Annotated in this window: 20 protein-coding genes and 1 pseudogene; 8 read left to right on the top strand and 13 right to left on the bottom strand. The window is 72.1% G+C overall.

Translation table 11 applies throughout. The features are described 5' to 3' along the window. Nucleotides 1–4 precede the first annotated feature (4 nt). The 3 genes from OHA65_RS00205 to OHA65_RS00195 form a co-directional block, all read right to left on the bottom strand. Nucleotides 5–1,153 carry a YcaO-like family protein gene (locus tag OHA65_RS00205; RefSeq protein ID WP_327281014.1) on the bottom strand — a complete coding sequence of 383 codons (1,149 nt, stop codon included), beginning with the start codon at nt 1,151–1,153 and terminating at the stop codon, nt 5–7. Beyond that, nucleotides 1,150–2,100: an aKG-HExxH-type peptide beta-hydroxylase gene (locus OHA65_RS00200; protein WP_327281013.1), complete on the bottom strand. Its 951-nt coding sequence runs from the start codon at nt 2,098–2,100 to the stop codon at nt 1,150–1,152. The genes OHA65_RS00205 and OHA65_RS00200 overlap by 4 nt, the downstream gene beginning before the upstream one ends. Nucleotides 2,101–2,591: 491 nt before the next feature. Beyond that, nucleotides 2,592–3,662 (bottom strand): NAD-dependent epimerase/dehydratase family protein, encoded by a 1,071-nt coding sequence (locus OHA65_RS00195; protein ID WP_327281012.1) that lies wholly within the window; start codon nt 3,660–3,662, stop codon nt 2,592–2,594. A 143-nt stretch (nt 3,663–3,805) separates the two neighbouring features. Between OHA65_RS00195 and OHA65_RS00190 the strand changes: the two are divergent. After that, nucleotides 3,806–4,051: pseudogene (locus OHA65_RS00190) on the top strand (hypothetical protein); the annotation flags it as partial. Here the strand turns inward: OHA65_RS00190 and OHA65_RS00185 are convergent. Continuing rightward, a complete protein-coding gene (locus OHA65_RS00185; RefSeq protein WP_405763488.1) occupies nt 3,953–4,402 on the bottom strand; it encodes a hypothetical protein in 450 nt (149 codons plus the stop codon). The pseudogene OHA65_RS00190 and the gene OHA65_RS00185 overlap by 99 nt on opposite strands. Nucleotides 4,403–4,473: 71 nt before the next feature. Here OHA65_RS00185 and OHA65_RS00180 point away from each other — a divergent pair, with 71 nt between their 5' ends. From OHA65_RS00180 to OHA65_RS00170, 3 genes are read left to right on the top strand one after another with little or no spacing between them, the layout of a single operon-like run. Further along, the gene (locus tag OHA65_RS00180) at nt 4,474–4,683 is read left to right on the top strand and encodes a hypothetical protein (RefSeq protein ID WP_327286044.1); all 210 of its coding nucleotides are present in this window, start codon (nt 4,474–4,476) and stop codon (nt 4,681–4,683) included. Nucleotides 4,684–4,702: 19 nt separating this feature from the next. Continuing rightward, nucleotides 4,703–4,900: a hypothetical protein gene (locus OHA65_RS00175; RefSeq protein ID WP_327281011.1), complete on the top strand. Its 198-nt coding sequence runs from the start codon at nt 4,703–4,705 to the stop codon at nt 4,898–4,900. Continuing rightward, nucleotides 4,897–5,061: a hypothetical protein gene (locus tag OHA65_RS00170; protein WP_405760605.1), complete on the top strand. Its 165-nt coding sequence runs from the start codon at nt 4,897–4,899 to the stop codon at nt 5,059–5,061. The genes OHA65_RS00175 and OHA65_RS00170 overlap by 4 nt, the downstream gene beginning before the upstream one ends. A 346-nt stretch (nt 5,062–5,407) precedes the next feature. Here OHA65_RS00170 and OHA65_RS00165 read toward each other — a convergent pair whose 3' ends face one another. The 7 genes from OHA65_RS00165 to OHA65_RS00135 form a co-directional block, all read right to left on the bottom strand. Beyond that, nucleotides 5,408–6,070: a hypothetical protein gene (locus OHA65_RS00165; protein WP_405760602.1), complete on the bottom strand. Its 663-nt coding sequence runs from the start codon at nt 6,068–6,070 to the stop codon at nt 5,408–5,410. 104 nt (nt 6,071–6,174) lie between these two features. Then, nucleotides 6,175–6,447 (bottom strand): hypothetical protein, encoded by a 273-nt coding sequence (locus OHA65_RS00160; RefSeq protein WP_327281009.1) that lies wholly within the window; start codon nt 6,445–6,447, stop codon nt 6,175–6,177. 309 nt (nt 6,448–6,756) lie between these two features. Then, nucleotides 6,757–7,092 (bottom strand): hypothetical protein, encoded by a 336-nt coding sequence (locus OHA65_RS00155; RefSeq protein ID WP_405760598.1) that lies wholly within the window; start codon nt 7,090–7,092, stop codon nt 6,757–6,759. Then, nucleotides 7,089–9,032 carry a hypothetical protein gene (locus OHA65_RS00150; protein WP_405760595.1) on the bottom strand — a complete coding sequence of 648 codons (1,944 nt, stop codon included), beginning with the start codon at nt 9,030–9,032 and terminating at the stop codon, nt 7,089–7,091. The genes OHA65_RS00155 and OHA65_RS00150 overlap by 4 nt, the downstream gene beginning before the upstream one ends. Before the next feature lie 121 nt (nt 9,033–9,153). Next, a complete protein-coding gene (locus OHA65_RS00145) occupies nt 9,154–10,779 on the bottom strand; it encodes a PHB depolymerase family esterase (protein ID WP_327281006.1) in 1,626 nt (541 codons plus the stop codon). 308 nt (nt 10,780–11,087) lie between these two features. Further along, the gene (locus OHA65_RS00140; RefSeq protein WP_329312181.1) at nt 11,088–11,552 is read right to left on the bottom strand and encodes a hypothetical protein; all 465 of its coding nucleotides are present in this window, start codon (nt 11,550–11,552) and stop codon (nt 11,088–11,090) included. Between the two features lie 127 nt (nt 11,553–11,679). Beyond that, the gene (locus OHA65_RS00135; RefSeq protein ID WP_405760591.1) at nt 11,680–12,282 is read right to left on the bottom strand and encodes a hypothetical protein; all 603 of its coding nucleotides are present in this window, start codon (nt 12,280–12,282) and stop codon (nt 11,680–11,682) included. 95 nt (nt 12,283–12,377) lie between these two features. Here OHA65_RS00135 and OHA65_RS00130 point away from each other — a divergent pair, with 95 nt between their 5' ends. Together OHA65_RS00130 and OHA65_RS00125 are read left to right on the top strand one after the other, a co-directional pair. After that, the gene (locus OHA65_RS00130; RefSeq protein WP_327281003.1) at nt 12,378–12,521 is read left to right on the top strand and encodes a hypothetical protein; all 144 of its coding nucleotides are present in this window, start codon (nt 12,378–12,380) and stop codon (nt 12,519–12,521) included. Nucleotides 12,522–12,607: 86 nt separating this feature from the next. Next, complete coding sequence (locus OHA65_RS00125) at nt 12,608–12,871, top strand: hypothetical protein (protein WP_327281002.1); 264 nt, start codon at nt 12,608–12,610, stop codon at nt 12,869–12,871. A 107-nt stretch (nt 12,872–12,978) separates the two neighbouring features. Here OHA65_RS00125 and OHA65_RS00120 read toward each other — a convergent pair whose 3' ends face one another. Next, nucleotides 12,979–13,239 (bottom strand): cold-shock protein, encoded by a 261-nt coding sequence (locus OHA65_RS00120; RefSeq protein WP_405760588.1) that lies wholly within the window; start codon nt 13,237–13,239, stop codon nt 12,979–12,981. Nucleotides 13,240–14,104: 865 nt separating this feature from the next. Between OHA65_RS00120 and OHA65_RS00115 the strand changes: the two genes are divergently transcribed. Together OHA65_RS00115 and OHA65_RS00110 are read left to right on the top strand one after the other, a co-directional pair. After that, a complete protein-coding gene (locus tag OHA65_RS00115; protein ID WP_327281001.1) occupies nt 14,105–14,272 on the top strand; it encodes a hypothetical protein in 168 nt (55 codons plus the stop codon). A gap of 646 nt (nt 14,273–14,918) precedes the next feature. Next, nucleotides 14,919–15,566: a hypothetical protein gene (locus tag OHA65_RS00110; protein WP_327281000.1), complete on the top strand. Its 648-nt coding sequence runs from the start codon at nt 14,919–14,921 to the stop codon at nt 15,564–15,566. 272 nt (nt 15,567–15,838) lie between these two features. Here the strand turns inward: OHA65_RS00110 and OHA65_RS00105 are convergent, their stop codons facing one another. Beyond that, nucleotides 15,839–16,678 carry a transposase family protein gene (locus OHA65_RS00105; RefSeq protein ID WP_405760584.1) on the bottom strand — a complete coding sequence of 280 codons (840 nt, stop codon included), beginning with the start codon at nt 16,676–16,678 and terminating at the stop codon, nt 15,839–15,841. Between the last annotated feature and the right edge of the window lie 29 nt (nt 16,679–16,707).

Raw genomic sequence — 16,707 nt, 5'->3', positions numbered from 1 at the left:
GCTCCTATCCGAAGGGGTGGGGGTGGGCGTGGCCGGAGGCGGATTCGAAACCCGCAGCCGGAGGGCCGGAGGGCAGCGGCAGTGCTCCAGGTGCCAGGACGCGGACCACGCTCACTCCGGCGTCGCGGGCCGGGGTTCCGTCCGTCTCCACGAGGACCACATCGCGGCCTGTGTGCCTGGCCAGGACGTCGAAGGGGTCGACCGGCGAGGCGGCCTTGTGGACGGGGGCCGTGGCGACACTGGTGGCTCCGGCCACCTTCCACAGGCTCAGACTGTCCTGCCGGTGGTACGCCCACAGAGCGTGCTGCACAGCGGTTCGCGGAGGGCCATCGCCTCGCCACCGCTCCCAGGTGGCGCGGGCCACGACGCTGCTCATGCTCCACCGCACCATGAGGGCTTCGTACGCTGCCCTCCCGACGAGCGACTCGACTGGGTCCGGCGGCCCGCAGCGCGCCCCGAACGTCTGGCCCGTGCCATCCGGCCGGTGCAGGCACACGACCACGCACTCGGCGCCGGGCGGTGCGGGCAGAGCGAACGCGGTGGCCACCAGATCCTGGGCCTTGAAGAGATCGCCGAGCGGCCCGCCAAAGGCCGCGGCCAGTGCCCGGGGAGGCCGGCTGGCGAGTCCGTACCAGCTGCGCCGGATCAGATCCCGCTCCAGGACCTCCCAGGCGGCATGGCGGGCAGCGGACCGCCGGTCGGTGTGCGAGGCGAGTCCGGTGGAGCCGGCCGGAGGCAGTGCCTCGCAGCCGGGTGGTGGACGGTGCTGAAGGAAGACGGTGCCCGCCGCGACATACACCGGCCTGCCCGCAACCGTACGTCCGCGCACCCACAAGCGCCGGCTGTCGGGCCTGACCGATGGCACTATGACGGCCTGTGCCGTGCCCCGCAGCTCGGCGGGTGTCGCCACGACCCCGCCGCCCGCCTCGGCCGCCCGACCGGCCATCACGTTCCCGATCCGCTCCAGGAGTTCCCCGCGCGCACCACGTAGGACCTGGTCCCGGTCGTGCCCGGCGGCGCTGCCGACGATCACACGGTCCCCGTCGGCCGCACTGGTCCCCTCGAAGGCGGCCGAGCGGGCGGCGACGCGCGCCAGCAGGACGTCCGGGTGGCCGGGATACGGAGCGAAGACCTGCGGCGTCCAGGCGTTCACCCGCGCCCTCCCAGCACGCTCGCACACTCCTCCAGTACCCGCCGACCGCGCGGGGTGAGGCTGTCCGCATGCGCGTCCAGGGTGCGGACGGCCATCGCACCGCCCTCCGCCAGCTTCGCGTGCCGCTCTGACGCCGCCGCACCCGCCACGGTAAGCCGCCGGTAGAACAGCACGCTGCGGGCCAGCACGACGGCCTGCTGGAAGAGCCCGCTCAACGGGCGAGGATCGGCCCGCAGCGGTGTGGCCACCAGCAGTCCGCCCGATCCGCCCGGGCGCTCCCCGCCGCCGGCGGCTCCCGGGTCGGGCAGCAGGAACGGCTCCAGCGAGGCGGCTGCGTTGCACCGAGTGTGCGCGCCCTCGTGGACCAGGGCCTCGGCGCAACGCACCGGCCCCGGCAGTCCGTTCGCTCCCTCCCTCAGCCGGGTGCGGTTGACGAGGACGGCTCCGTGGACGGTGAAGTCGGTGAATCCCTCGATGGCGTGGCCGTCGAGCAGGGCGACCTCGGCAACCGTCTCCCGCGTCTCCGCGGCGCCCTGCGGCCAGACCTCCTCCAGCAGGGCCAGCGCCTCCTCCAGCACCCGTCGCTCGCCGGCCTGCCAGCCGGCGACCTCCGACACGGCGGGCCGCCCTCGGACGTCGGCACGTACCGGCACGGAGCGAAGGGCACGAGCCAGGCTGCGGCTGAGGTGGTCCTGCGGGTCCACGGGCGCGCACATCGGCGCGGGGCCCAGGACCAGGCGCGTCTCCAGTTCCCGATGCCGGTCCGCGCCGAGAGGGCCCGAACGCAGTTCCCGCTGCACCGTATGGACCACTTCGACGACGGCGGGCCGGTGCAGCGCCTGCGCCGGGGGCAGCGGCAGCGCGGCCCGTTCGAGCACCAGGCCCATGCACCGGGTCAGTGCACCCCGGTCAGCGGCGGCCTGCCGGGCGTCCGGCTCCACCTGCATGCCGTGCTCCTTCCTGTACAGGGAGGTTGGGACGTTCAGGTGCGGCGGGCCAACCGGCCCGCCGCACCTGAACGGGATCGCGCGCCGACTGCTACTCCGGAAGGTCGATCATCAGGGCGAGCTCGGGAAGCTCCTCTGCCTCGACCTCTTCGATGTGCTGGATCTCCTCGTTCATGACGGAATCCCTTTCTTTCACCGACCCCACCGCTTCTCGGCAGGCATCCACCGGCAGCCCCATCGTTGGCGAGAGAATGGTCACTGCCAATGACGGCCCGTGCCCGGACGTGGATACCGGCCCAGGTCGGGCAGGTCCTGATACCGACTTGCGTCGACTCCGAGGCAAGGTCCTTGTCGATAAACCGGGCCATCGGCACAGATGGGAACGGTGAGCCTCAACCCGGCCACTACCGCACGGCTCATGGCAACAACGCCCATTCAGCCCGGTCATTCCTCGACACCCCCACCAGGTTGTCCGGAAACCGAATGACCTCTCAGTTCCGCCGGTCCCGGTCGACTGCTATGAGCGGCACGCCGCTCACATGCCCGGCCGCCACCGCCCGGTCCTCGGCCGCGTAGTCGAAGGCCGACTGCCCCCAGCGTGCCGCGAGACGAGGAAAGACCTCCCGCCAGTCCCGGCCCCCGGTCGCCTCCATCAGCCACGCCACGGTCTCAGGCAGCGATCCGGCATAGTCGTGCACGGGCCGATGGCCGAGCTCCCGCTCCGCCCTGGCCGTATCGAGCACCAGCGGGTGGGCGAGCGACCACGGCGTCCTGCCCAGACCGGGCTCGCCGGGCCCCTCCAACAGATACTCCACGGGCCGGTGCCCGAGCAGCGCGTCGAATGCCCCGGCCATCTCCCGTACGCTCGGAGGCCGAGGATCCCCGGCGTTCAACACCCGCCGTCCCGGCCGCGCCGCCGCCGCGAGGACCAGCGCGGCCAGATTGCGGGTGCCCGTCGGGTGGCAGATGCCCGCACCATCATGAGCCAGTAGCCGTACCGGCCGTCGGTCCAGCGCCCGCTTCACGAAGTACCACTCGCGGGGTGTCGAGGAGTACGGGCCGTGGACCATTCCCGCCCGCAGAACCGTCACCGGATACGGCGCGCGCTCCCACAGAACCAGCTCCACCGCGGCCTTGCCGCCCGCGTACGTACTGTCATCCGCTGCTATGACGGGCTGTGCCTCGGTCACGGGCAACGGCCACCGGGGAGAGCCGATTCCTGCGGCAGCGTCCTGCCGGTAGACCATGCAGGTCGAGATCACCACGGCCGAGCCCACCAGGCCTCCCAGCGCGACCAGCTGGTCGGCATGCCGGGAGGTGTAGGCCACGCAATCCACCAACAGATCGCAGCCTCCGCCCACCACACGTCCGAGCGCGCCCTCCTCATCGCGGTCCAGGCACAGCGTGCGTACGCCCCATTCCGGCGGCCACCCGGCACGTCCCACCTCGCGTGCGCCGCCGCGGCTGACAGCCCGCACCTGCCAGCCGGCACCGACGAGCCGCTCCACCACCGCCGTCCCGATCTGCCCAGTGGCCCCGACCACGACCGCACTCCTGCCCATGTCGGCCCCCTACTCGTACGGGTGTCCTCGCACACGGACTCTACGGTCGGCACCGATCTCCGGCCCATGGCCGATTGGGGGGAGCCACGAACCCAATTAACCACCCCACCGACTCACAGCCAGGAGCCCATGTCTCGTGAGACATGCAAACCACGAAGACCACGACACGCGGTCGTGTCCATCCGTGCCCGGCGCCCGGACGGCACGTGGGGCAACCTGTCGGCGGGATCCCTTCTGACGCACATCGTTGCGGCCGACTCCCTCTACACCCTCCTGTCATGGAGGAGGTCTCAGCCCGGCTCGGGTGGGCGTGGGAACCGCGGGAGGTGACGCCCGGCCGCCGCCCGGTCATGGAGATCGCCGGGATCGACCAGCGGCTCATCGGCTGGCAGTCCACCCGCCGCCAGCAGATCGAGGACGCGTTCCCCGTCCTCACCGCCAAGTACGAGGAGTGGCAGGGGCACCCGCCGGGGGGAGCGGGCCGCATACGCGCTGGCCTGCCAAGCCGCCGACCAGACCTGCCCGCCGAAGCGCACGGTGCCGCTGTCGCTGACCGAGCTGCGCGAGCGGTGGCGGGCCTCAGCCGTCGCCGCGTTCGGCGCCCGCACCGTGTACCGGCTCGCCGAGCGAGCGGTGGCGGCGGCCGCGGCCGTGTGGGCGCGGGTGCGGCCGGCCATCGACATCGCCCTGGCCGCCGCCCAGATGATCGCTGTGGTGTACGTGATGCGGGGGCCGCTCAAGTACCACCACCTCCTCGCCGAAGCCCGCCGACCTGCGCGCCCTGTACCCGCACGACACCGAGGACCAGGCCGTGCTGCGCTCCCTGGCCCGCAACCGGTCCGCCACCCCGTACCCGCGGGCCCGCCTTGCCGCCGGCGCCCTCACCGACCGGGTCCACGCCGTACGCCGCGCAGACCGCCTGAACTCCCGGACCCGGCCGCACACCGTCGCCGTGCCGACCGCCCCGAGCCCTAACCTGCGCCCGGGGCGGGGCGGGGCGGAGGGCCAGCCGGGACCTTGAGCCGGCGACGGAGGTCGCCGTGGTGGAGCAGACCCGCCGGACGCTGGAGGCCGCAGCCGCCGAGATGGCCGCCAGGCTCCAGGCCGGCATCCGGGAACGAGCCGCCGCCCGCCGCCCCTCCCCCCAGCCCGCCCCGGCGACGTCCCCACCGCCGCACGCCCAGCAGCCTGTCCAGCCCGTGCCGGGCCGGACCACACCCACCGGAGGAATCGCATGACCACCATGCCACCCGCGGACCGGAGGATCGAAGCCGTCGCCGCCCGGCTGAAGGAGGCCGCCCAGGAGCGCGCCGAGACGCTCGGCCCGCCGCCGGTCTGGCAGCCGATCTGGAAGCGGCCCCGGAAGCCGAAGTCCATCAAGGAGAAGGGGCGGAGCTGACCAAGCAGCGCAAGCGGCTCAAGGCTGCCGGGATACGCCGGTTCTACGGCGCCCAGGCGCGCCGGCCCCGGCCCCGGCAGAACCGCATCGGCAGCCCGCGGCCCGCCGCGACGCGCGCGCCCTGTCCCGGATGCGCCACTCGAACGCCTGGCTGTGGTGACGATCCCGGGCACCGTCCACCGAGTGGACCACCCGATGCCGACACCGGGTGGAGCCCATCGAGTGGGCTCCAGTCAGTGGGCGCCAGTCCACTCAGTGGATCCCATCGAGTGGAGTCCACTGTGGTGCGCACCATCCGACGATGCTCGGCACTCGCGCGTGTACCCGGTGCGCCGGCTGCTTCGGGTCAGGGGCGACGGAACCAGCGGCGGCGCGGGGTGGCCGGCGGGCCGAAGGGCGGGAGTGCCTTGAAACCCTCCTCCAGTACCACCGTCGGCACGATCCGCCGCAGCGCCCCGCGGACGAGCGTCAGCGGGTGGTCGGGGAACTCCGCGTCCCACTCCTCGAAGTCGGCGACGTGGTACGGCAGCCCGCCCTGGACGTCCGGCCCGTATGGGTGCGGGCGGAAGTAGTTCTCGTGGCCCACACGGGCGCCGATGAAGGCCTCGCGCATCCCGGTCGCGCCGCGCTCGCCGGCCTGCACCTTGATCACGGTGCTGCAGCTCGCCCTCGGCACGGTCCAGGAGGCGAGGAAGGCCAGCCCGTGTTCGGTGTTCGGCCGCCGGACCTTGACCAGTTGACGGACGGCCGGGACGGAGTCCACCTCGCCCGGCACGGCCTCGATCAGACCCCCGCCCGCCCGGGCGACGGACCGGGCGAGGCCGTGCTGCAGCCGGTCGGTCTCGTGCAGCGGTGCCGGCAGGTCCGGGACCAGGGGAAAGAAGTGGACGGACAGGATGAGGCCCTGCTCGTCGGTCCAGACCCCCTGCTCGCGCTCGGTGAAGCCGGTGAGGTCTATGTTCGTGATCGGTGTCGATATCAGCGCCATGACGACCATGATGCTGATCACCGCCCGAGCCGTCTCGAGCGGGGCCCGCCGTCGGATCTCGTCCGCCCATGAGCCCGGGGTGTCGCGTCGTCACCGATGCCCCTGGTCGCGCACTGCGCGCGACGTCAGTCCTGTTCCCACGGCGTGGGATCCGGGCGGCGCTGCCACCACCAGCCGACCGGGGTCCGTGCTGCGGACGCGCCCGTAAGTTCCCTGCGCAGGCTTCCGGACGGGTCTTCCCCCGTCGCCGCGGCAAAGCGGCGGTCCAATTCCTCCAGCGCCTCGCCGAGCAGCTCGGTGACCTCCCGCGGGAGGCGCCCACCGATGCCGGCGAGTTCGTCACGGGCTTCCAGCCTCTCTCGGTAGAGGCCGCTGGATACCAGCCTGTTGGAGCCCACCCTGACTCCATCTGCCGGATGACCCGCTCCCAAATGGCAAGGTTGCCCTTCGCGGACCGGATGGGGCTGCTGACGTCATCGTCGGGGGAAGGCCTCGCACGAGCCGAGGCGGCCTGCCTCCACTTCTCCACCGATGCCGCGAAAGCATCGGCCACGTGTCAGGCCTCTATTCCCGTACGATCTCGGCGAATCTCGTGACAGCCGCCCTGGGGAGCTGAGGCACCGGCGCCTCGACGGCGGTGACCGAGTAGAGCGGCGGCTCGTCGTCGGAGGGTTCGAGCCGGGCACGGGTGAGGAGACCTTCCGGCGTCACGACCCAGTAGGCACTCGGGACTGCTTCCGCGGCAGGGAAGCGGCAGGGAAGAGGACAGCCGTTCCGGCGCCCTTAGTGAACCCTGCGGCGAGCTCGGACTCCAGTGGCTGATCAGCCATCTCGCCCTGCAGGTAGATGTCCAGCGACCGTGCGACATCACCGTGGACCGCCCGGTAGTCGCACGAGGCCGGTGCATCCCAGTTGCGGAGGTCGGGGTCACCGTCGAGATCGGCCACTTCCACGTCACCGGCCGCAATCCCGAAACATCCGGCAAGTGCCACGGCCATGGTCTCGGGGCTGACGGCGGCTACAGCAAGAAGGTTGTAGGTCACTGATCCTCGTCCTGAGACCGGCCGGCTTCGAGCAACCGCCGCGCCCACGCGCGCAGTTCGGTGTCCGGGTGGCCGTTGCCGGAATGCGGTGCGTCGCTGAGCAGGCGGCGCGGTGAGAAAGCGAGGGTGTGGAGGGTGGGGCGGACCTCCTCCGGGGCGCGGCCGGCGGCGGCGAGCGCCTCGAGGGCGCGCAGGCCCACTGGCGTGGGGCCGACCAGTTCGGAGAGGACGGGGACGCTGCGGTCCGCGGAGCCGGTGATCCGGTGCAGGGCTTCGGCCGCCGCCAGCCGGGTCCACGCGTCCCCGGCCCCCAGGTGCCGCTCGACGAGCGGCAGCAGGGGAGCGGCGGCTTCGCCCATCGCCTCCAGAGAGCCCAGGTACCAGGAGGTCTGGCCCCTACCGGTGAGCAGTTCCTCGAAGGTGCGCAGAGCGGTCCCGGGGTCCCCGGTCAGCCGGCAGTGGGCCGCCGCCGCGGCGCCGCGCAGCGAGGGGTCGGAGGAGCCGGTGGCTTCGTGCAGTGCGTCGGTGACTTCGCGCGTCGCGACGCCGTCCGCCCCCAGCCGGCGGGCGGCGACGATGGCCGCGCGGCGGGTGCGCAGGCAGTCGACCAGCTCCGGCCGGGCCTGGCGGGCGGTGGTGCCGAACTCCGCGAGGGCGCCGACCAGGGCGATGGCCTCGTTGCCGGTGGCGCCGGCCGCCAGCAGACGGCGGATCTCGGGCACCAGCCGGTCCGCGGCCTCGGGGAAGGCCCGCGCCGCCGCCGCGAGCAGCCGCCCCGCCACGCCGACGCCGGGTCCGGTGACGGGTCCGGCGTCGGGTCCGGCGGTGGTGCGGCGCAGGACGAGTTCCAGTGCGCGGGGGTCGCGGGAGCGCACGAGCGCCAGGAGGGCGGGCACGGCGGTCTCGCCGTCGGTGTCCGCGTACCGGAAGAGGGTGTCGCGCAGTCCGGCGTCCGGCTCGGGGAGGTGGTCGATCCAGTGGCCGATGGTGCGCAGGCGGGCGTTGAGTTCCATGGCGGTCCGCTGGTGGGGCAGGGCCGCCGCAATGAGGGCCACGACCGCGGGTTCCCGGTCCCGCCAGGTTTCGGCGACCCTCTCGGCCAGCCAGGATCCCCGTGCGCCGAGGTCTCCGGCCGCTATCCAGCGGGCGGTCACGGCGAGCGCGGCATCCGGGTCCTCGGTGAGCAGGTGCCGCAGGTGATCGTCCGGGCCGGTGGTGTCCGTGCCCGGCCAGGGGAACGCGTCGTCCCCCGGGTCGGGGTCGGCGCCGTCCTCGGCGATCACGTCCACCAGGTCGGCCGGGCAGGGCGGCCCGGACCGGGCGAGGGCGAGAGCGGCGGCCGCCAGCCTGACCTCGGGCAGCGGGCTGCAGAGTGCCCCCGTCTCCTCCCGCCCGTACCGGGACAGGGCGACCAGCGCGTCCGCCCGCACCGCCGGGACGGGATCACCGGCGTACACCTCCTCGACCCGCGCCACGGCACTGGCCCGCTGCTCTGCCGTCAGTAGCCCGGCCGGCGCCGCGACCACCCGCAGCGCCGCCCGCCGCACGGCTCGGTCGGGGTCCCCGAGGCACGGAAGCAGCTCCGGGAGCACCCGGCACAGTTCGGCGCAGATCGCGGCGACCGGGGTGTCCGCCCAGTGGGGCAGTTTGACGTCCGCCGGGTCGTGGTCGGCGAGCACGGCGAGCAGCATCAGGACCTCGTCGCGCTTGGCCGCTGCGTGCAACGCGGCGTGGGCGAGGAAGGGCACGGCGGGCGCCGACGCGGCATAGACCGTGCCCTGGTGGTGGATGTTGCCGTACAGCTCGTAGAGGGCCTCGCCGGCCGTCTCCTCGTCGTCCTCGTAGAGCGCCGCGATCAGCTCGGGTACGTCCTCGGCGGAGCCGTACGCGTGGGTCAGGGTGTGCCACGGGACGCGGTCCAGCTCGGCCGGCATTCGCACGGGTCGTTCTCCTCTGCTGATCAGGTATGCCGACCGTACCGGCCGCCGCTGACAGGGGCCGCGGTAGCCCGGTCGGGTCCGGTCGGGTCCGATCCGGTGGACCGGCGCCAGGGGGTGTCCGCTAGCGGTACTCGACCGTGAGGGCGGGGCGGGGTGAGGTGGCGAGGAAGACGTACGCGGTCGACGGTTGCGGGGAGGCGAAGCGGAGGCGGAGCTGGGTGGTGCCGGTGCGGTCGAGGGCGGCCAGGGCGGCGCGGGACAGGTCCGTGGACGCCCGTGTGCCGGAGGAGAAGGCGGGCACCTCGGCGGCGGCGGGGACGGACGCGGGGGCGGACCAGTCGGCCGCTTCGGTGGTGCAGGAGGTGCCGAAGCAGCCGGTACGGAGGTCCAGCAGGAGGCGGTTGCCGGCCGGGGAGGCCCACGGGTCGCCGGAGCCGCCGGCGCGGGCGACCGTCAGGTACGCCCGGACCACCTCCTTCCCGGCGGGGATGCGGGAGGTGTCGAAGGAGAGCAGCGTGCGGTTGTCCTTGCCGTCGCTGCCGCGGCCGAGGGCCAGGCCGGAAACGGTCTCCAGGGTGCCGACCGCCGCACCGGAGCCGTCGGGGGCGGCCTTCACGTAGCCGTCCTGGGCGTCGAGGGAGGGGAGGGTGAGGGTGGTCGTCGGGGCCGGTGGCTCCGTACCGCCGCCACCCGCGCCGCCGAGGGCGCGGACCATGTTCATGATGGCTTCGATCTGCTTGCCGCCGTGCCGGGCGTACGCGGAGTCGCCGAGGTAGCCCCACCAGTTCCAGCACCCGTTGGGATTGTCGACGGTGGTGGTCGGCGCGGCCTGCGGGTAGAGGACGAGGAGGTGGTTGGTGTCCGCGTACTCGTCGAGGTAGGCGGTGTCCATGAACCTCGTGCCGAAGCCCTGGTACGAGTACCCCTGCTTGCAGCCATGCAGGGCGACGAGCAGGCGGCAGGGGGTGGTGGTGCCGGCGCAGGCGGCGGGTTCGTAGAGGAAGCCGCTGCCGTCCATGGAGACGGCGGACGCGGAGCCGCCGGGGACGTAGCCGTTCTGGTCGAAGCGCACGAGCGTGCCGGTGGGGGCCGGGGCGGGGTCGTTCACCGGCCCGGTGAGGTGGCCGAGCAGGTCGCGTTCGGCGTCGATGCCGCAGGCGTTGACGTACGGGCTCCGGGTGACGGTGCACGGGTTCGGCCCGAGGGGGCTGATCCACGCGTGTCCGGCGTCGGTCGTGTCGTCGTAGCGCACGCGCGCGCCGAAGCGGCCGTAGTACGAGGCCAGGGCGTCGGCCACGGGTCGCTCGACGGTCGCGTCCCCCGACCCGCTGAAGAGGTAGACGGGGTCGCCGGAGAGGTTGGCGACGGGGTCGACCAGCCCTTGGGCGGACCAGTCGCGGGTGGTGCGTTCGAGGGTGTCGAGCCGGAGGTCCTGGTACGTCTTCATGCACGCGTACTGGGCCCGGTAGAGGTCGCCCTGCGCGCAGCCGTACGGTCCGGCCGCGAAGACGGCGGATCCGGCGAACGTGCCGGAGTATGCCACGTGGAGCTGCGTCGCCATGTAGCCGCCGGAGGAGACCCCGGCGGTGTAGGCGGCACTGATGGAGTGCGGTTTCAGCTCGCCGGGGGTGGGTGCCGGCGCCGCGGTGCGGGCTGCGGCTGCGGTCGGGACCTGGGCCGCCGCCGTGGCGAGCAGCAGCATCACGGCCGTCCGGCGCAACCACCGGAAGCGGGGCTTCAGCTTCAAGGGGGCCTCCTCGGTGGGGTGGGGGTTTCCCGGGAGGCTAGGACCGCGCGTGACCGCCCGCCATGTGCTGGGCGGCCACAACAGGCTTGGTGGGTATGGGTGTTCAGCGCGGGCGGCGAAAGGGGACTGCCCGGGCGCTGCGTTCTCCGCGACCCGGCGCCGGGGCATCCGCCCGGCTCGCGCGGCCGCCGTGGCGCAGCAGGCCGTGGACAGGTGATTCCGAGCGTCCGGCACCCGTCCGCAACGGGCCGGGCAGGCCGGCCCGGGCAGGACGGCCCGGGCCGGGGGAGAGCCACCCTGCCGTGGACCTACCCGCTGCGGGTGGCGAGGTACGCGTACACGGCGAACACACCCGTGATGCACAGGAGGACCGCCCAGGAGGCGGCGCCCGTGTGACGCCCGGTCCGGCGGGCCTCACGCCGGCCGCGTATGCGTCGGCGGCGGGCCCCGGCGGGGTGTCCGCCGCGCGGCCGGGGGAGGCTCGGGGCCGCGGTCTCGGCGAGGAGGCGGCGGCACAGGGCCGCGAGGCCGGGCGTACCGGCGGCAGGGTCCGCCACGGCCTCGCAGCGGGCCGGTGCGGTGGTACCGCCGGGCAGGATACGGCCGGCCCGGACGAGCAGTTCGCCGTTGACGCCCGTCGGGGCCAGGCTGATCCATCGCCCTACGTGGTCCCCGCGGATGACCACCCCGCCCGACCTCTCCCGGTAGACGGTGTGCTCCCGCCACAACAGGACGGCCAGTTCAGCCGCGGTCTCCCTCAGTCCTGCGCTCATGTCTCCCCGCCCCCGGCACTGCACCAACAGTCGGACGGAACTGTAACGGTGGGCGCCGACAGTCCCGTCGCGGGCGCACGGTCCCGGCCCGCCGGCACCGTGCCAGCACCTCGTGCGGGACGTACCCCTAGCGGCCGAGGAGCGAGCCCAGTGTGATGCTGTACCGGGTGCGCAGTTGCCTTAGCTCCCACAAGGAGAGCACGGTGATCGACAGGGGGCCGCCGAGCATGAACGTGTAGAGCACCTCGGGCGGCGCGGCCACGTCCGGGCCGTCGAAGAGCTGGAAGCCGAAGAGGGACCAGACCAGCAGCGGTGACAACAGGGCCGGCAGCAGCTCGTGCACGTCGCCCGTGCGGAAAGTGGAGTTCAGCCCGACGACCAGGGCGGCCAGGGTGAAGAGCACGGCCGCGACGAGGACGGCGGCGCAGACGAGCGCGGCCGCGACGAACAGCAGGATGATCAGGAGGCCGGTGAACATCGTGCCCAGGACGCTGCCGAAGAGCCCGAAGGTGATGTCGTGCGGGCCCACGTCCGAGGTCGAAATGATGTCACCGCTCAGGGCTGCCGTCATCAGCCAGATCACACCGACTCCGAGGACCGGGGCGCCGAGCGCCAGCAGCGGGCTGCCCAGGCGGCGCGCGTAGACGCGCCCCAGGGGTGCGCGGGCCAGGGCGATGTACAGGCCGATGGCGATGACACCGGTCACCACGACGATGCCGCAGCCGATCACCGCCGGCCCCGGACATCCGTGGACCGGCGTATGGTTCGTGGCATCCCAGGGGTTCGAGAGAGGCGCTGGACGTAGTCCTTGTCCGCCCCGAGCTGGTGGCGGAGATCAGCGCCGACCGAGCGATCGACCACGGCGGCGTCTTCCGCCACCCGCTGCGCTTCCGACGGCTGCGCCTGGACGTGACCGTGGACGACGTTCCGCGGTTCGGGGCGGGGCCGACCGAAGCGGCTGCCGGTTGAGGATGAGCAGCTGACGGTCGCATCGGACGGGGCCCTCACCGCCGAGGTACAACTGCACCCTCGCGGCCGGATGGCACCTGACCTGGATGGTGCAGATCGACGCCGTCTGCAAGCCCGCGCCGCATACGAACTACTACCCCAAGGATGATCTGGGGCGCCCCGGCCCGTACACCTTCGATGTCCACCTGTCGCAGGCCGAGCCCGGTTCTGCCCGCACGATGTACGTCGTTCTCACGGACGACTTCTCCTACCGTCAGCTGAGCGAGAACCTGAACCCGGACGGATCGCTCCTCAAACTGCCGAACGGCGCACGCAAGGTCTCCAACTCGGTTCTGGTCAAGCGCTACTGACCTGCCCCCGGCACAGCAGCGAGGTTCGGGCATTGATCGGCTCGACGGCCGGCCGACACAATTCCCGCACGCCTCATGGAGTCCGCAGCGGCCGGGGCGGGAGCTGGCTACTGCAGCGTCTGTCTGTCGCTGTGTTGCCCTGGTCCGTCGTGGCTGCGAGCATTTTCCGGACGGTGGATGTTGTCGGCACGCAGCCCGGCGCTGTCATGGGTGAGGTCGAAGAGGACTCTGTTGCCGGGACGCAGACAGCGTCCGTTTTCGCGAATGGCCCGGGACTCGGCCCGGGTGTCCGCTCCGGGCCCGTCCGGGCTGATGAGGCCGGTACCCCGGTCAGGGTCGAACCACTTCACGATTCCGCAGGGTGACATGCTCTGCCTCCTCATTGGCCGGATCCGGAAGCAGATACTGTCCGCCTGCTCTCGGTTGGAGGGGAGGGCGTGTTCAGGGGCGTGATGCAGCGGACCCCGGCGTGGCTGCAGGCGGCGGGCGCCCCTCGCGCAGGTGGGCTGCGGAGGCATGTCGGCCCGGCTGGTTCTTGCGCCGGCGAGTCATGGTTCGGCGTGCTTTTTCACCGGCTGACGGTGGGATCGGCCGCGGCGGCATGCGGGCTGCTTGCGCGCGGACGGATGGGGATGCGAGAAGGGGGGAGGGGCGCGGCGGGGGAGTGGGCGGTGTCAGTGTCGGGCGTCAACCCTCGCCGCTGCCTGTCACACGGGGTGTCGAACGCTGTGCTTGTGGTGCCGGGTGGTGGCTGGCCGTGGCTAGGGTCGGCTCAGTCCGCGTCGACAGGGCGTGCGCGGGCGAGGCCCGGTGACCAGAGCGCTCTGGCGGCAGTAACACCGGGCCGCCCCACCATCCAACGGGCCGAGGTCCGGCGTACGGGGCGTCTCCTCTGGTGTGGGCCACCCGGCTCTGCCGAGCCGGGGGCGCGCCCGCGTTGATGCACTGCCGGACGGGCGCTCGGTGCCCCCGTAACGGCAGGCCTGCGGTCCCGCACTCACCGCGCCGGCCCGCAGCGCGCGGTATATGGGTCTGTGCGGGTGGTTCCGGGAGTTGTGCGGCGGGTCGAAGGTGTGCGCCGCGGGCGGATTGGGTGGGATGGGGCATGGCGAGGAGCCACCTGCCGCGTCGGTGGCCTCTTCTCCTGGAGGTGCTGTCGGCCGGGCATCGGCAGCCGTCACACGTCGCCGTCACGCAGCTGGCCGACAGTATTTGTTTACCCGTCCGCTCCGCATGCCTGAGGACCCCGAAGAGCTTGTCGACGCCATTGCTGTCGCCGTGCGGGCGGGAGACCACCGCCGTATCGGTCTTCTTCTCGACCGGTTCAAGGAAGTGGCGGGCCTTTCCCACCTGATACGGCTGCGTGAGCGGCTGTGCGGTGTGAGCTTGCTGCGGGGGTGACGGGCGCCGGTGGTCGGGCCGGCACCCAGTCCACGCGTAACTGCCGGGCGACGAACGCGGCCACCGGCGTGGGGAACCGCATCCGGCGTCACAGTGGTCCCGCTCACTTCGGCGTTTCCTGGTGCATCAGAGTGTTGAAGCTGATGCACCAGGTTTGCTTTTGTCCGGTTGGGTGGGTCGTGGAACCTCAGTGGTCGGCCATGCGGTCCAGGAGGGGACACGCGAAGAGGGCGGCCAGCGCTGTTCGACCATGGGGGACGAGGCTGACGGCGGGCGCCACGCTTGATGCCCTGCCTCGAATGGAGGGCGGTTCGGTTGAGTCGTTGGCCAGGCCGTAAGACGATCACCGGCTGCCCGCTCTCGGAGTCCAGGGTGCCGCCGAGGCCGAGGTTCTTCTGTGGGCTGTCGATCATGAGGAAGCCTGGGTGCGCGGCGGAGGACCACATCCGCGGGTGAGGGCCTCTCCCCTTGGGAGGAGGGCCCCACCTCATGGCCAACGGCCGAGGCCGAGCAACGGGGTGACTGCTCCCCTTGATGTTGGGGCGAATAGGTGAAGCGGCAACCTCACCCCGTGATCATGCCGCCGTCAGTGCGTTGCCGTACTGCCAGGAGTCTCGCGCGAACCACCCGACAGGAGAAGCGCATCATGTCTATGTACACGCTGAGGCGATGGATGTCCGTCCGCGGGGGCGTCCTCGGGCTAAGCAGCGCCCTGCTGCTCATCACCGGGACCACCCCGGCGTACGCCGCAGCCAGCCTGAGCGTCACGAAGACCCACGAGGGGAATTTCGCCCGCGGGGGGCAGGGGATCTACCACATCAAGGTCGCCAACTCCGGCGACGAGCTGATCGCCGACTTCACGCTTCTGACGGACACTCTTCCGTCGGGCCTCACCATCGAAACGCTCAGCGTAACCAAGCCCGTGGGTCTCTTGCTTGCCTGCAGCTCCCTTAACGGGGGCACCGGATTCACGTGCGAGAGCCACTCACCGCTGTTGGCCGGCGACAGCTATACGGTCGATCTGACCGTCAATATCGCGACCGACGCTCCCTGTACCGTCACCAACACCGCAACCGTCAGCAGCGTCGACGCCGCGCTCCTGGACTCGGCGAGCGACCCCACGACCATCACCGGCGGCGACTGCAACAGCGTTGATGGAGGCAGCAGCTCGATCCTCCCCGTCAACCTCAGCGGGATCGTCCCGCTGTTCAACAACATCAGCACGAACAACAACCTCCTCAGCCCCGGGGCTACGAACGCCACCAACCAGAAGCTCGGGATCAACGCGCCCTGACGAGCAGGCTTCCTCGTCTCTGAGGAGGCGGCCCGCGACGCCGAGATGTACGAGCGCTGAGAGGTCCTCAGCACGGGTCGCCACCAACCGGGGCGGCCCGCTGCTCTTGGGTGCCCGGGGTTGAGGTTCGCTGGCGCGGGTGGTGGTAGGCCATTACCCGTACCCGCAATGAGTGGTGTGCATCGTGAAGTAGCAGGTCGCGGGGCTGGTGTGCGTCGGCTCCGGGGTACTCATGCTGGTGACGGGCGGGCGACTTCGGTGGAGATCGTCGGTCAGCGGGCGACTTCGCGGTTCGTGAGGACCAGCAGGGCCCGCACCAGCGCGGTCGCCCACTTCGGGTCGGTGCGGACCTTGCCGAGGACGCGCCAGTTCTTCAGGTGCGCGAAGCCGTGCTCGACCGGGGCCCGGACCGCGGCCAGCGCCCTATTCGACAGCTTCTGGCCCCTGGTCAGGGGCTTGTTGCGGGCGGCCTTGTAGCCGGTGATCACCGCCGGATTGGAGTCCGGGCCGCTGTCGTCGAGGCCGACGAAGCCCAGGTCGGCGATCGCGCCGAGGCCAGCCGCGCGCAGGTGGGCGGTCAGTCCGTCGTGGCGGCAGGCGGTGATCTCCGAGTTGCGTCCGGGCCTCACCGCGCTCACCCTGACCAGGCGGCCCTTGTCGTCGGTGAGCGTGATCACGAGCAGGCCGTGGCACTTGTGCTTGCCGGAGTAGTTCTTCCGGTTCTCGGTCCCGGTGCGGCGGCGGGTTCGGATCAGGGAGCCGTCCAGCAGTACGACTCCACCACCCGATCGGGCGATCTTCTTCAGGGCGCGGTCCAGGCGCGGGGCGCGGGCGGCCAGCAGGCCGACGACTTCCCGCACCCACCGGGTCACGGTGGTGCGATGCACCCCGTTCCCGCCGGCCAGGTCGCCGGGACGCTGGTCGCAGCGCAGCACCGCCAGCGCGATGGCGGCGATCTTCCCTGCGGGCAGAGCCCGCCACCTGGATGCGACCTTCTTCAGGTGGCCGCGGATCAGGTCGGCGAGCCAGTTCAAGGTGGCGCTCGACAGCGGCAGGCGGGCGGTGTAGACAAGACCGTCGGGACCCTCGGCGAGACCGTTGTTTTTCTTCACACCAAACTCAACTGCCGCCGGGCGCCCTC

The sequence above is a fragment of the Streptomyces sp. NBC_00045 genome (assembly GCF_045041095.1).
Lineage (GTDB): Bacteria > Actinomycetota > Actinomycetes > Streptomycetales > Streptomycetaceae > Streptomyces.
This window is presented reverse-complemented; position numbering and strand designations above follow the sequence as displayed.

Bases quoted from the DNA above. Each gene is read 5' to 3' on its own strand.
- OHA65_RS00195 (WP_327281012.1), bottom strand. From the start codon at position 3,662: ATGGGCAGGAGTGCGGTCGTGGTCGGGGCCACTGGGCAGATCGGGACG.
- OHA65_RS00120 (WP_405760588.1), bottom strand. From the start codon at position 13,239: ATGTCACCCTGCGGAATCGTGAAGTGGTTCGACCCTGACCGGGGTACC.
- OHA65_RS00110 (WP_327281000.1), top strand. From the start codon at position 14,919: ATGTCTATGTACACGCTGAGGCGATGGATGTCCGTCCGCGGGGGCGTC.
- OHA65_RS00170 (WP_405760605.1), top strand. From the start codon at position 4,897: ATGACCACCATGCCACCCGCGGACCGGAGGATCGAAGCCGTCGCCGCC.
- OHA65_RS00115 (WP_327281001.1), top strand. From the start codon at position 14,105: ATGCCTGAGGACCCCGAAGAGCTTGTCGACGCCATTGCTGTCGCCGTG.
- OHA65_RS00200 (WP_327281013.1), bottom strand. From the start codon at position 2,100: ATGCAGGTGGAGCCGGACGCCCGGCAGGCCGCCGCTGACCGGGGTGCA.
- OHA65_RS00140 (WP_329312181.1), bottom strand. From the start codon at position 11,552: ATGAGCGCAGGACTGAGGGAGACCGCGGCTGAACTGGCCGTCCTGTTG.
- OHA65_RS00125 (WP_327281002.1), top strand. From the start codon at position 12,608: ATGGTGCAGATCGACGCCGTCTGCAAGCCCGCGCCGCATACGAACTAC.